Origin of the sequence: Streptomyces sp. PA03-1a, assembly GCF_033792805.1 — a bacterium.
GTDB lineage: Bacteria > Actinomycetota > Actinomycetes > Streptomycetales > Streptomycetaceae > Actinacidiphila.
On record NZ_JARAVO010000257.1, the window covers coordinates 1 to 13,194 of the forward strand.

Here is a 13,194-nt window from a genome sequence, read left to right on the forward strand (position 1 = left end):
CCCCGGACCCCCGCCCGTGTCACGGCACTTGGCGACGCCGACGCAGCGGCGCACCGCCGCCGAGAAGTCCCCTCCGTCGTGGGGGTAGCCGAAGGCGACGTCGACCGGCCGGTGCGGCAGGACGGCGAAGCGCAGGTGGGCGTCGAGCGGTTCGGGCCGCACCAGCATGCCGGGGTTGAGGCCGCCCGCGGGGTCCAGTGCGTCCTTGAACCGGCCGAAGAGGGCGACCAGTTCGTCGCCGTACATCCTGGGCAGCAGCTCCGCGCGGGCCTGCCCGTCGCCGTGCTCCCCGGACAGCGAGCCGCCGTGGGCGACGACGAGCTCCGCGACGTCCTCGGAGAAGCGCCGGAAGCGGGCCACACCGGCCGCGCCGAGCAGGTCGAAGTCGATGCGCACGTGGATGCAGCCGTCGCCGAAGTGCCCGTAGGGGGTGCCGTGCAGGCCGTGCTCGCGCAGCAGCGCGCGGAATTCGCGCAGGTAGGCGCCGAGCCGCGCCGGGGGCACCGCGCAGTCCTCCCAGCCGGGCCAGGCCTCCGCGCCCCCGGGTGTCCGGGTGGCGGTGCCGGCGGCCTCCTCGCGGATCCGCCACAGCCTGCGCTGCGCGACGGGGTCGGTCACGACGACCGAGTCGCCCGCGTCGGCGAGCCGCCGCAGCGCCTCCGCCTCGCCGGTGCCGTGCATCTCGACGAAGAGCCACGCGCCGCCCCGCGGCAGCAGCCCGGCGGCCTCGCCGCCCACCAGGTCGGCGGCCATGCCCTCCACCGTCAGCGGGCCGTACGGCAGCAGGCCGTTCGCGGCGTCGGCGGCGGCGCCTTCGTCCGGGTAGCCGAGGACCACCAGGACGCGCACCGGGGGCGCGGGCACCAGCCGGACCTCGGCCTCTGTGAGCACCGCGAGCGTGCCCTCGCTGCCGGTCAGGGCCCGGGCCAGGTCCCGGCCGCGTTCGGGGAGCAGGGCGTCGAGGGCGTAGCCGGAGATGCGGCGGGGGAGCTGCTGCGGATAGCCGGTGCGCAGCAGGGCGAGATGGCCGTCCACCAGTTCCCGCAGGTCGGCGCGGAGCGGGTCGGCGGTGCGCAGCGGCTCGCCGTCGTAGGTGAGGCACTCCAGGGCCCGGACGTTGTCGGCGGTGGTGCCCCAGGCGACGGAGTGGGGGCCGCACGCGTTGTTGCCGATCATGCCGCCGAGGGTGCAGCGGCTGTGGGTGGACGGATCGGGGCCGAAGGTCAGCCCGTGCGCGGCGGCGGCGCGCCGCAGGTCGTCCAGGACCACTCCCGGCTGCACACGGGCCGTCAACGCCTCGGGGCTGAGTGACACGATCCGGTGCATGTGCCGGGTGAAGTCGAGGACGACCCCGGTGCCCGTCGCCTGCCCGGCGATCGACGTGCCGCCGCCGCGCGGCACCACCGGCACCCCGTGCGCCCGGCACACGGCGAGCGCCGCGGCCACGTCGTCGGCGTCGCGCGGCGCGACCACGGCCACCGGAACGCGCCGGTAGTTGGACGCGTCCATCGTGGTCAGCGCCCTGCTCTGCGGGTCGAAGGAGACCTCGCCCCGCACCGCCCGCTCCAGCTCGCGGCGCAGTCCGTGCCGCAGATCGTCCGCCATGCCCCTCAGCCTGCCCCACCGCGCCGCATGTCTCACCGGATGGACCGGAGCCCGTAACCGGGTCGTCACGCACTACGCTGCGAGACGTGGCCGAGATCCAGATTCCCGCTGACATCAAGCCCGCCGACGGACGATTCGGTTCGGGCCCCTCCAAGGTGCGGCCCGAGGCGCTCAGCGCCCTGGCCGCCACCGGCACCTCGCTGATGGGCACCTCTCACCGGCAGGCGCCGGTGAAGGACCTGGTCGGCCGGATCCGGGACGGCATCCGCGAGCTCTTCTCGCTCCCCGAGGGCTACGAGGTGGTGCTCGGCAACGGCGGCTCCACCGCCTTCTGGGACATCGCCACGCACGGGCTCATCGAGCGCAAGTCGCAGCACCTCAGCTTCGGCGAGTTCTCCTCCAAGTTCGCCAAGGCGGCCAAGCTGGCGCCGTGGCTGGACGAGCCGACCGTGATCTCCGCGGACCCGGGCACGCACCCCGAGGCGGCCGCCGAGGCCGGCGTGGACGTCTACGCCTTCACCCACAACGAGACCTCCACCGGTGTCGCGATGCCGCTGCGGCGCGTGGCCGGCGCCGACGAGGGCGCCCTCGTCCTGGTCGACGCCACCTCCGGCGCGGGCGGCCTGCCGGTCGACATCGCCGAGACCGACGTCTACTACTTCGCCCCGCAGAAGTCCTTCGCCGCCGACGGCGGGCTGTGGATCGCCGCGTTCTCCCCGGCCGCGCTGGAGCGCGCCGCGCGGATCGCCGCGTCCGGCCGCCACATCCCGGCCTTCTTCGACCTGCCGACCGCGATCGACAACTCGGGCAAGAACCAGACGTACAACACCCCCGCGCTCGCCACCCTGTTCCTGCTGAACGACCAGCTGGAGTGGATCAACGGCCAGGGCGGTCTGGACTGGGCCGTCGCGCGCACCGCCGACTCCTCCTCGCGCCTGTACACCTGGGCCGAGGACTCCAAGTACGCCACCCCGTTCGTCACCGACCCGGCCAAGCGCTCCCAGGTCGTCGGCACGATCGACTTCAACGACGAGGTCGACGCGGCGGTGATCGCCAAGGTGCTGCGCGCCAACGGCGTCGTCGACACCGAGCCGTACCGCAAGCTGGGCCGCAACCAGCTGCGCGTCGCGATGTTCCCGGCCGTGGAGCCGGCCGACGTCGAGGCCCTGACCGCCTGCGTCGACTTCGTCGTCGAGCGGCTCTGAACCCGGGCCCCACGGGGCCACCACCGCCGGCGGGCGGGGCGATCGCCCCGCCGCGCCGGTGTTCCCGGGGCGTCTCAGCGCTCCCGGCGCAGCAACCGGCGCACCCCCACCAGCAACGCGGCGACCGCGGCCAGGGTGACGGCGCCCAGTGCGAACTGCCGTGTCGAGACCGCCTCGTCGGCGCCGGAACCGGCGGCGTCCGCCGAGGAACTCCCCGACGGCCCGGGGGAGGAGGAGGCGGCACGGCGGGCCGGGTCGGGCAGGTCGTCCCCGTTCAGCGGTACGCGCCAGACCTCGCTGTCCGCGCCCTCGCTGCCGTACATCAGGGCCCGGCCGTCCGGGGTGAAGGCGACGGACTCGCCCTGCCGCTGCAGCGGCACGTGCATCTGGTCGATCCGGCGCGCCGTGCCGTCGGACCAGCGGTACATCAGGGCGCCGAGGTAGCCGCGCAGCACCAGCCGGCTGCCGTCCGGGGAGAAGGCGCCGTCGGTGATCCACAGCGGGATGGCCGCGATGCGCCGGAAGACGTTGGTGCCGCTCGCGGAGAGCTTCGCCGGGCCCTCGTAGAGGGCGCCGCCGTCCTCGTTCTTGCTCGCGATGTACACCCGCCCGGTCGTGGGGTCGACCATCATCGCCTCGGCGTTGCGCGGGCCGCCGTCGTACTGGACGGTGTACTGCGTGGCCGTCACCGTCCGGTCCGTCAGCCGTTCCGGCTCCGGGAAGCGGTAGATCCACACGTGCGGCCAGGAGCCGCCGAGGTTGTCGCCGATGTCGCCGACGTACAGGGCGCCGTCCGGGCCCATCGAGATCGCCTCGACGTCGCGCGGGCTGCCCACGCCGCGCAGGGTGACGGTGGCGACCGTCTTGCCGGTCGCGGAGTCGACGGCGTAGACGTACGGGCCGTCGTCGCTGTCGTTGTGCGTCCAGTAGACGCCCTTGTGGAGGCGGCTGGCGACCAGGCCGCTCGACTCGGTGATCCGCGGGTCCGACATCGTGAAGGCCACGGACTCCCCGTCGTCGGCGGCCGCGCTGCCGACGAGGGGACCCATGACGAGGACGGAGGCCGCGGCCGCGGCGAGCAGTGGGCGCATGCGCCAAGCCTGCCAGGTGGACGGCTCAGGCGAAGTCGAGGCCGCCGGTGCGGCTGCGCTTCAGTTCGAAGAAGGTGGGGTGGCCGGCCAGCGCCCGGACCCCGTCGAACAGCCGCGCCGCCTCCTCGCCGCGCGGGATCGAGGTGAGGACGGGGCCGAAGAAGGCGGCCCCGTCGATGTGCAGGGTGGGCGTCCCGACCTCCTCCCCGACCGGGTCCATGCCCTCGTGGTGGCTCCTGCGCAGCTCCTCGTCGTACGCGGTGCCGCCCGCGGCCTGCGCCAGCTCCGGCGGCAGGCCCGCCTCCGCCAGCGCCTCGCGCAGCACCTCGTCGGAGGCCGGGCGGTCCTGCACGTGCAGCCGGGTGCCGAGCGCCGTGTACAGCTCGCGCAGCACGTGCTCCCCGTGGTGCCGTGCGGCGGCGACGCACACCCGTACCGGGCCCCAGCCGGTGCTCAGCAGCCGCTCGTAGCGCTCGGGCAGGCCCTCGCGGCCCTCGTTGAGCACGGACAGGCTCATCACCCGGAAGCGCAGGCGCAGTTCGCGTTCCCGCTCCACCTCCAGGATCCAGCGGGAGGTGATCCAGGCGAAGGGGCAGATGGGGTCGAAGTAGAAGTCCACCGAGTGCGTCATGCCCGTCACCGTATGAGCGGAACGGCCCGCCCAGCAGGGCCATTCGAGGGCTTCTTCGCTGGGCCAATCACCGTGACCGCCCGGCCTTCCCGGCCCCGCGGCAGTGACGGTGCTAACACCGCCGGACCCGAGGTCAGGGCCCTGCCGGGGAGCCCGCGGGCCCTAAGATCCCCTCCATGTCCAGCGCACCCCCCGGCCCCGGCGACGGGCCCCGCCGCACGCCCGGACGCCGCACGGCGTGGATGTTCGTCGGCGACTCCATGACGATCGGCAGCGCGGGGGAGCACACCTGGCGCTACCGCATGTGGCAGCACCTGCGGTCGCTGGGGACGGAGGGCGAGGACTTCGAGATCGTCGGCCCGCGGACCGCGCTGCACGACCCCGGTGCCGACGCGGCCGTCTCGCAGCGCTACGCCGACCCCGCCTTCCCCGTCTCCGCGCGCCGCCACCTGGCCGGCTGGGGCGAGGGGTGGCTGCACATGGCGCCGCTCATCGAGGGCGCCGTGCGGGAGCACCGTCCCGACGTGCTGCTGGTCTCGCTGGGGCTGATCGACCTTGGCTTCTACACCAACCCCGAGCAGACCGAGGCCAACGTGCGGCTGTTCGTCGGGCGGGCGCGGGCGGCCAACCCCCGTGTCGCCGCGGTGCTGCTGCCCGTCATACCCAACTCGCGCTGCGACCAGGACCCCGGATTCGGCGCACAGTGCGAGGAGTTCAACACCCGCCTGGCCAAGACCGTCGCCGACCTGGGCACCGCGGCCTCGCCGCTGCTGCTGGCCTCCCGCCCGGCCGGCTACGACATCGCCCGGGACACCTACGACGGCACCCACCCCAACGCCTCCGGGGAGCACCGGCTGGCAGCCGCGTTCGCCGACGCCGCGCACCAGGCGTGGGGCCTGGGGGCGCCGTACCGACACCCCCTCAACTCCGCTTGATTCGAGCGCACTCCAAGAGCTTGGCTGGTCCCCATGGAGTACACACAGCTCGGACGCACCGGACTCAAGGTCAGCCGGCTCGTACTGGGAACGATGAACTTCGGCCCGCAGACGGACGAGGCCGACAGCCACGCGATCATGGACGCCGCGCACGACGCGGGCGTCAACTTCTTCGACACGGCCAACGTCTACGGCTGGGGCGAGAACAAGGGCCGCACCGAGGAGATCATCGGCAGCTGGTTCGCCAAGGGCGGCGGCCGCCGCGACAGGACCGTCCTGGCGACCAAGGTCTACGGCAACATGGGCACCGACGGCACCCCCTGGCCGAACGACGACAAGCTCTCCGCGCTCAACATCCGGCGTGCCGCCGAGGCGAGCCTGAAGCGCCTGGGCACGGACCACATCGACGTCTACCAGTTCCACCACATCGACCGCGCGACGCCGTGGGAGGAGATCTGGCAGGCGATCGACGTCCTGGTGCAGCAGGGCAAGGTGCTCTACGCCGGGTCGTCCAACTTCCCCGGCTGGGGCATCGCCAAGGCCAACGAGGCCGCCGCGCGGCGCCATTCGCTCGGCCTGGTCAGCGAGCAGTGCCTGTACAACCTCGCCGAGCGCCGCGCGGAGATGGAGGTCATCCCGGCCGCGCAGGAGTACGGCCTGGGCGTCATCCCCTGGTCGCCGCTCCACGGCGGCCTGCTGGGCGGCGCGCTGCGCAAGGAGCGCGAGGGCGGCGGCTCCCGCTCCACCTCCGGCCGCAGCGCCGACTCGCTGAAGGACAGCGCCCTGCGCGAGCAGGTCCAGGCGTACGAGGACGCCGTCGACAAGGCCGGCCTGCAGCCCGGTGACGTCGCCCTGGCCTGGCTGCTGGGCCGCCCCGGGATCACCGGCCCGATCGTCGGCCCGCGTACCCGCGAGCAGCTGGACTCCGCGCTGCGCGCGGTCGAACTGGAGCTGCCCGCGGAGCTGCTCGCCGAGCTGGACGAGATCTTCCCGGGCCCGGGCCCGTCCCCGGAGGCCTTCGCCTGGTAGGCGCCCGCGGTGGTCCGCCCCGTCGTGCGCCCGGTCGCAGATTCACCCGGTCGGGCGCACGATGAGGGTATGACCACAGCCAAAGAGATCATGCATCCCGGCGCCCGTGCGATACCGGCGACCGAGACTCTCGACCGGGCGGCGCAGCTCATGCGCGAGCTCAACGTCGGCGCGCTGCCGGTCCACGACGTGAACGACCGGATGTGCGGCATCATCACCGACCGGGACATCGTCACCAAGTGCATCGCCGCGGGGCGCGACCCCTCCAAGGTGACCTGCGGCGACCTGTGCGAGGGCACGCCCCGCTGGATCGACGCGGACGCCGACGTCTCCGACGTCCTGACCGAGATGGAGTCGCACCGCATCAAGCGGCTCCCGGTGGTCGAGGACAAGAAGCTGATCGGCATCATCACCGAGGCCGACCTGGCCCGCCACCTCACCGACGAACAGGTGGCGGAATTCGTCGAGAGGGTCTACGCCGGCGCCTGAGACGAGCCGGCCGAGACGGGCCGGCCCCTCCCCTCCGGTCGTCTAGCCGCGCACGACGGTGCCGACGATCACCACGACCACCAGCAGGGCGAGGGCGGCGGTCATTACTCGGGTACGGGTCTTCGGGTCCACACGTCGAGGTTAACGGGGCGGCCTCAGTGCCCCAGCGGGCAGGTCCGCACCGTCTCGTAGCGGGGTTGCGCCCCCGGCACCCCGGGTGTGGGCGGATGGCTCCGCACCAGGGAGATCGCCGCCGCCGTCCACGGGGTCCCCGCGAACTGCGCGAGGGCGTCCGTGAAGGGCCTCAGGCCCACCCTGGTGCGCCCGGCGCGCTGCCGGGCCAGCGTCAGGTGGGCGTGGAAGCGGCCGTGCTCGTCCTCGTGGTGGACGCCCGCCCGCCGGGCGGCCGCCTGCGCCGCGGCCGCGGTGCGTCCCAGGTCGTCCCCATCCAGTCCGGCCCAGAGCGTGCGGTCGCCGAAGCGGCCGCCGCCGGTCAGCGCGATCCGGCAGCGCGGATGGCGCCGCGCCGCCCGGTCCAGACGTTCGACCAGACCGGGCAGCAGGGCCTCGTCCACCTCGCCGAGGAACGCCAGCGTCACGTGCCATCCGCCACGCTCCGTCCAGCGCAGCCCGTCCGCGCCCGGCAGGGCGCGGAGCGCGTCGACGGCGCCCCCCAGTTCGGCGAGGGCGGACCTGGGGGGCACGACGGCCACGAACAGCCTCATCCCCCCAGGGTGCACCGCACCGGACTAGCGTGCGATGTCCGCGTAGCCCTCGACCTCGCGCGGGTCCCGGGAGCCCGGGCCGACGTAGCGGGCCGAGGGGCGCACCAGGCGGCCGGTGCGCTTCTGCTCCAGGATGTGCGCGGACCAGCCGGCGGTGCGGGCGCAGCTGAACATCGACGTGAACATGTGGGCCGGGACCTCGGCGAAGTCCAGGATGATCGCCGCCCAGAACTCCACGTTGGTCGCCAGCACGCGGTCCGGGCGCCGGGAGTGCAGCTCCTCCAGGGCCGCCTTCTCCAGCGCCTCCGCGATCTCGAAGCGGGGGGCGCCCAGCTCCCTGGCCGTACGGCGCAGCACCCGCGCCCGCGGGTCCTCGGCGCGGTAGACGCGGTGGCCGAAGCCCATCAGACGCTCGCCCTTGTCCAGGGCCTGCTTGACGTACGCCTCGGCGTCGCCGGTCCGCTCGATCTCCTCGATCATGCCCAGCACGCGCGAGGGCGCGCCGCCGTGCAGCGGGCCCGACATGGCGCCCACCGCGCCGGACAGCGCGGCGGCCACGTCGGCACCGGTGGAGGCGATAACGCGCGCGGTGAAGGTGGACGCGTTCATGCCGTGCTCGGCGGCGGAGGTCCAGTAGGCGTCCACGGCCTTGACGTGCTTGGGGTCCGGCTCGCCGCGCCAGCGGATCATGAAGCGCTCGACGACCGTCTCCGCCTTGTCGATCTCGCTCTGCGGCACCATCGGCAGCCCCTGGCCGCGCGCCGACTGCGCCACGTACGACAGCGCCATCACGGCCGCGCGCGCCAGGTCCTCGCGGGCCTGCTCGGCGTCGATGTCCAGCAGCGGCTTCAGACCCCACACCGGCGCGAGCATGGCCAGCGCCGACTGGACGTCCACGCGGATGTCACCGGAATGGACGGGGATCGGGAAGGGCTCGGCGGGCGGGAGGCCGGGGTTGAAGGCACCGTCGACCAGCAGGCCCCACACGTTCCCGAAGGAGACGTGGCCCACCAGGTCCTCGATGTCCACTCCGCGGTAGCGCAGGGCGCCGCCTTCCTTGTCGGGTTCGGCGATCTCCGTCTCGAAGGCGACGACTCCCTCGAGTCCGGGTACGAAGTCGGACATCAGGCGGCTCCTCTTGATGCGGTCGACGATCCGGTGGTGCTTGTGGCACGCGGGGTGGTGCAGGGGTGGTGCATGGGGGTTGGCACTGGGTGCCCCGCACGATATCCCCCGATGTCGAGAGGGCACAGATACCCGGCCTGTAAGTCTGTCCCCTCCCGCAGGTGACGTGAAGCGTGAGGTCCGGCACATGTTCCGGCGGGTGTTCCGGCGCAGGTCCGGCGCAGGTCCGGCGCAGGTCCGGCGCAGGTCCCGCGCGGGTTCCGGCGCACCGTCCGGCACACGGTGCCGCCGCCGTGCTGCAAGATGTGCGGGTGCAGCACAGCCACCACGACCCCGCCGCCATGCGCAAGCAGTACCGCGCCCACGGACTGACCGAGGACGAACTGGCCGGCGACCCGTACACGCAGTTCGCGCGCTGGTTCGCCGACGCCGTCAACGCCCGCGTCGACGAGCCCAACGCCATGGTGGTCTCCACCGCGGGGGCGGACGGACTGCCCAGCTCGCGCACGGTCCTGCTGAAGAGCTACGACCACCGCGGCTTCGTCTTCTTCACCAACTACGGGTCGAGGAAGGGCCGGGAGCTCACCGAGCGGCCGCACGCCTCGCTGCTCTTCCCCTGGCACCCGATCGCGCGCCAGGTCATCGTGGCGGGCGCCGTCGAGCGCGTGTCGCGCGAGGAGACCGAGGCGTACTTCCGCACCCGTCCGCACGGCTCGCGGATCGGGGCCTGGGCGAGCGAGCAGTCCTCGGTGGTGGGCTCGCGGGAGGAGCTGGAGCACCGCTACGAGGAGCTGACGGCCCGCTATCCCGAGGGCAGCGACGTGCCCGTGCCGCCGGACTGGGGAGGCTTCCGGGTGGTCGCGCGCAGCGTGGAGTTCTGGCAGGGACGGGAGAACCGGCTGCACGACCGGCTGGTGTACACCACCGCGGAGGACGGCTGGACGGTGCGGCGCCTGTCGCCCTGAGGGCCGCGCGACGCCGGGGGAGGGGGCGGGACCGGTCACCGCCCGCAGACGCAGGCGACCCGCGGGCTGCTCCCCGGACGGCGGGCCGTCCGGGCATCGGCCGGACGAATCCGACGAGCCCGCGGGTCGGGTGACTGCGATGGATTTGGCCCGCTACGCACATCGCGCGCAGGCGAGGAGCGCAGGCGTCAGCCCGCAGCCACCTCACGCGTCCGATGGGAACTCATTCTCCGGACCACCTCCCTTCGTGTGTGTCCGCAACCTTAGGAAAGGCTCCGGCGGACGACAAGCGGTTTTTCTCGCGGTTCTTTCCGCCCCGTGGACCACGGCCCCGCGGCCACCGAATTTCGTGAAGTTCCTGTGTCGTCGGTCACACAGGGGTTGAATGTCCAGACGTGCAGTCATTCGATGCGACGCCGCAACTGCTCGCCGCGCTCCTCGACGGCATGGAGGCCGGCCTCTGTGCCCTGGACCGCGACGGAGTGATCACGCACTGGAACGCGGAGGCCGCCCGCATCCTGGGCTGGACGGCCGAGGAGGCCGTCGGCCGGCGCGGTTTCGCCGGCTGGGCCGCGCGCACCGCCGACGCCGAGGAGGTGCGCGAGCGGCTGCTGGGCGCCATGGCCGCGGACGGCCGCCAGGTCCACGAGTTCGCGCTGCTGACCAAGGACGGCCACCGGGTGCTGGTGCGCACCCAGGCCGCCGCCGTGCACGGCTCCGACGGGCGCCCCGCCGGGGTCTACTGCGCCTTCTCCGAGGTGCACGCCCAGATCGACCTGGAGCGCTCGATAGCCCTCAGCGAGGCGCTCTTCGACGACGCCTCGACCGGGGTCGTCCTCGTCGACGCCGACCTGCGCCCCGTCGTGGTCAACGCGTACGCCGCCCGCGTGCTGCGCACCAGCCGGGACGCGCCGCTCGGGCGGCCGCTGGGGGACTTCCTCGACCAGGGCGTGGAGGAGCTGGAGAGCGCCCTGCAGCACGTGCTCGCCGAGGGCGCGCCCCTCGCGGCCAGCGAGCTGTGGGTGGGCCTGCGGGAGGAGGGCGGCACGCGCTGCTGCTGGCGCAGCGGCTTCGTGCGGCTCGGTTCGCCGCTGGGGGAGGAGCCGGTGCCGCTCGGCGTCGGCTGGCTCTTCCACGACGTCACCGAGGCCAAGCTGGCCGAGCAGGAGGCGGCGCGGCTGCGCTTCCGCAGCAACCAGCTGCACCGGGCCGCGCTGGCTGCTGCCGAGTGCGAGGACCCCATGGAGGCGGCGACCGCTTACGTGGACTTCGCCCTCGCCGGGTTCGCCGAGCACGCGCTGCTCGACGTGCTGGCGCCCGACGGGGCCCGGCTCGTCCGGGTCGCCGCCACGCCCTCCGGCGGCGCGGGGCCCTGCCTGCCGGTGTCCGGCGGCATCCCGGTCCGGTACGGGGAGGGGCACCCGGCCCTGCAGGCGGTCGCCCGTACCGGCTCCGTGCGCGCCGGCTTCGGGGCCGCGGCCGCCGAGCCGGCCTCACGGGCCCAGGTCGCCGGCTGGGCCGCCGCCCGGCGCTGGCCCGACGGCACCGTCCACGGACTGTGCGCCGTGCTCCGCAGCCGCGGCCGCACGCTCGGTGTGCTCACCTTCCTGCGCGGCACGGGCCGCCGTCCCTTCGACCGGGCGGACGCCACCTTCGCCGAGGACGTCGCGCTGCGGGTGGCGGCCTCCCTCGACCTGCCGCCGCTCGACCTTCCGCCGCGGGCCTGACCGTGGGCTCAGTGGCGGTAGAAGATCCGGTCCGCGTACTCCTCGAAGACCTTCGCGTTCCACTCGTGGCCCCCGTCGACGTTGCCCGAGCGGAGCATGGGCGGCGTGACGCCGCGCCCGGCCAGGTCCGCAGCGGCCGTGGCCACGACGGCCTGCATCAGCGCGCTGGTCACCACGGTGGAGGCCGGACCGAACGGCGCCGGGATCCCCGGCACGGACAGCTCCGCGTCGCCCGGCGCGATCTTGCTGTCGATCACGACGTCGCAGTGGTCCTTCAGGAAGGTGCCGCTCGCGTGCCGTGAGTGCGTCTCCTTGGCGTACGCCACCGATGTGACGCCGATCACCTTCATCCCGAGGGCCTTGGCCTCCTGCGCCATCTCCACGGGGAGCGGGTTGCGGCCGGACAGGGAGATGACCACCAGGAGGTCGCCCGCCCGCGCGGGAGAGCTGCGCAGCACGACCCGGGCCAGGCCGCCGACCTGTTCGAGCGCGCTGCCGAGCGTGGCCGGGACGACGTCCACGCCGACCGCGCCGGGCACGGCGAGCAGGTTCACCAGGGCGAGGCCGCCCGCGCGGTAGACGACGTCCTGCGCGGGGAGCGAGGAGTGCCCGGCGCCGTAGGCGAACACCCGTCCCCCGGCCGCCACGGTGTCCGCGAGCGCGGCCGCGGCCGCCTCGATCCCCGCGGACTCCTCGTCCCTCACGCGCCTCAGCAGTGCGATGGCGGCATCGAAATATGTGGCGGCCAGATCGGTCATGCCGAGAACCGTGGTGCCGCGGCGTCCGCCTGTCAACCACGGGGCACCGGTTGTCGGTCGCATGCGTCAGAATTGAGTCCAGGGCCACGTACGAGCCACCGAGGGGCGCGCATGTCCGGACTGATCGACACGACGGAGATGTATCTCCGCACCATCCTTGAGCTGGAGGAGGAGGGTGTCGTCCCCATGCGCGCCCGAATCGCCGAACGGCTCGACCAGAGCGGACCGACGGTCAGTCAGACCGTCGCGCGCATGGAGCGGGACGGACTGGTGCACGTCGCGGGCGACCGGCATCTGGAGCTGACCTCCGAGGGCCGGCGGATCGCGACGCGCGTGATGCGCAAGCACCGGCTGGCCGAGTGCCTGCTGGTCGACGTCATCGGCCTGGAGTGGGAGCACGTGCACGCCGAGGCGTGCCGCTGGGAGCACGTGATGAGCGAGGCGGTCGAGCGCCGCGTCCTCGAGCTGCTGCGGCACCCGACGGAGTCGCCGTACGGCAACCCGATCCCGGGCCTGGAGGAGCTGGGCGAGAAGGACGGCGCGGACCCGTTCCTGGACGAGGGCATGGTCAGCCTGACCGACCTGGAGACGGGCGTGGCCGGCGCGAGCGTGGTCGTGCGGCGGATCGGCGAGCCCATCCAGACGGACGCGCAGCTGATGTACACGCTGCGGCGGGCCGGCGTGCAGCCGGGCGCGGTGGTGTCGGTGACCCCGTCGGCGGGCGGTGTGCTGGTCGGCAGCGGTGGCGAGGCCGCGGAGCTGAGCGCGGAGACCGCCTCGCACGTGTTCGTCGCCAAGCGGTAGTCGCGTCACGCGCCGGCCGGATTCCGGCCGGGTCGTGGGCGCCACCGGTGCCGGGGCCGTTGTTCGAGGGACCCCGGCGCCTCCCCATGCGCCGGAGTCCCTACC

13 protein-coding genes are annotated in these 13,194 nt (G+C 73.7%); 7 read left to right on the forward strand and 6 right to left on the reverse strand.

Annotated features, from left to right (window positions below; genetic code table 11):
- A partial coding sequence (locus PV341_RS37980; protein WP_500360205.1) for an FAD-binding oxidoreductase occupies positions 1 to 1,605 on the reverse strand: 1,605 nt, incomplete at its 3' end.
- A gap of 86 nt (positions 1,606 to 1,691) precedes the next feature.
- Between PV341_RS37980 and serC the strand changes: the two genes are divergently transcribed.
- On the forward strand, positions 1,692 to 2,810 hold the full coding sequence (gene serC, locus PV341_RS37985) for a phosphoserine transaminase (protein ID WP_500360207.1): 1,119 nt from the start codon (positions 1,692 to 1,694) through the stop codon (positions 2,808 to 2,810).
- 74 nt (positions 2,811 to 2,884) lie between these two features.
- Here serC and PV341_RS37990 read toward each other — a convergent pair whose 3' ends face one another.
- Both PV341_RS37990 and PV341_RS37995 read right to left on the reverse strand, forming a co-directional pair.
- Positions 2,885 to 3,901, reverse strand: a complete 1,017-nt coding sequence (locus PV341_RS37990) for a TolB family protein (RefSeq protein ID WP_500360208.1) — start codon at positions 3,899 to 3,901, stop codon at positions 2,885 to 2,887.
- A 25-nt stretch (positions 3,902 to 3,926) separates the two neighbouring features.
- Positions 3,927 to 4,532, reverse strand: coding sequence for a mycothiol-dependent nitroreductase Rv2466c family protein (locus PV341_RS37995; protein WP_500360209.1), 606 nt, complete (start codon positions 4,530 to 4,532; stop codon positions 3,927 to 3,929).
- A gap of 242 nt (positions 4,533 to 4,774) precedes the next feature.
- Between PV341_RS37995 and PV341_RS38000 the strand changes: the two genes are divergently transcribed.
- From PV341_RS38000 to PV341_RS38010, 3 genes are all read left to right on the forward strand, one after another.
- Positions 4,775 to 5,467, forward strand: coding sequence for a GDSL-type esterase/lipase family protein (locus PV341_RS38000; protein WP_500330374.1), 693 nt, complete (start codon positions 4,775 to 4,777; stop codon positions 5,465 to 5,467).
- Between the two features lie 33 nt (positions 5,468 to 5,500).
- Positions 5,501 to 6,496, forward strand: coding sequence for an aldo/keto reductase (locus PV341_RS38005; RefSeq protein WP_500360210.1), 996 nt, complete (start codon positions 5,501 to 5,503; stop codon positions 6,494 to 6,496).
- Positions 6,497 to 6,565: 69 nt separating this feature from the next.
- Positions 6,566 to 6,985 (forward strand): CBS domain-containing protein, encoded by a 420-nt coding sequence (locus PV341_RS38010; RefSeq protein ID WP_326575072.1) that lies wholly within the window; start codon positions 6,566 to 6,568, stop codon positions 6,983 to 6,985.
- 155 nt (positions 6,986 to 7,140) lie between these two features.
- Here PV341_RS38010 and thpR read toward each other — a convergent pair whose 3' ends face one another.
- Together thpR and PV341_RS38020 are read right to left on the reverse strand one after the other, a co-directional pair.
- On the reverse strand, positions 7,141 to 7,710 hold the full coding sequence (thpR, locus tag PV341_RS38015) for an RNA 2',3'-cyclic phosphodiesterase (RefSeq protein ID WP_500330331.1): 570 nt from the start codon (positions 7,708 to 7,710) through the stop codon (positions 7,141 to 7,143).
- Between the two features lie 24 nt (positions 7,711 to 7,734).
- A complete protein-coding gene (locus PV341_RS38020) occupies positions 7,735 to 8,835 on the reverse strand; it encodes a citrate synthase 2 (protein WP_500330329.1) in 1,101 nt (366 codons plus the stop codon).
- Between the two features lie 341 nt (positions 8,836 to 9,176).
- Between PV341_RS38020 and pdxH the strand changes: the two genes are divergently transcribed.
- Positions 9,177 to 9,800 carry a pyridoxamine 5'-phosphate oxidase gene (pdxH, locus tag PV341_RS38025; protein WP_500330373.1) on the forward strand — a complete coding sequence of 208 codons (624 nt, stop codon included), beginning with the start codon at positions 9,177 to 9,179 and terminating at the stop codon, positions 9,798 to 9,800.
- A 395-nt stretch (positions 9,801 to 10,195) separates the two neighbouring features.
- Complete coding sequence (locus PV341_RS38030) at positions 10,196 to 11,527, forward strand: PAS domain-containing protein (protein WP_500360211.1); 1,332 nt, start codon at positions 10,196 to 10,198, stop codon at positions 11,525 to 11,527.
- A gap of 8 nt (positions 11,528 to 11,535) precedes the next feature.
- Here the strand turns inward: PV341_RS38030 and PV341_RS38035 are convergent, their stop codons facing one another.
- Complete coding sequence (locus PV341_RS38035; RefSeq protein WP_500330327.1) at positions 11,536 to 12,285, reverse strand: SIS domain-containing protein; 750 nt, start codon at positions 12,283 to 12,285, stop codon at positions 11,536 to 11,538.
- A 111-nt stretch (positions 12,286 to 12,396) separates the two neighbouring features.
- Between PV341_RS38035 and PV341_RS38040 the strand changes: the two genes are divergently transcribed.
- Entirely contained in the window at positions 12,397 to 13,089 is a 693-nt protein-coding gene (locus PV341_RS38040) for an iron-dependent transcriptional repressor DtxR (RefSeq protein WP_500330325.1), read from the forward strand.
- Positions 13,090 to 13,194 lie beyond the last annotated feature (105 nt).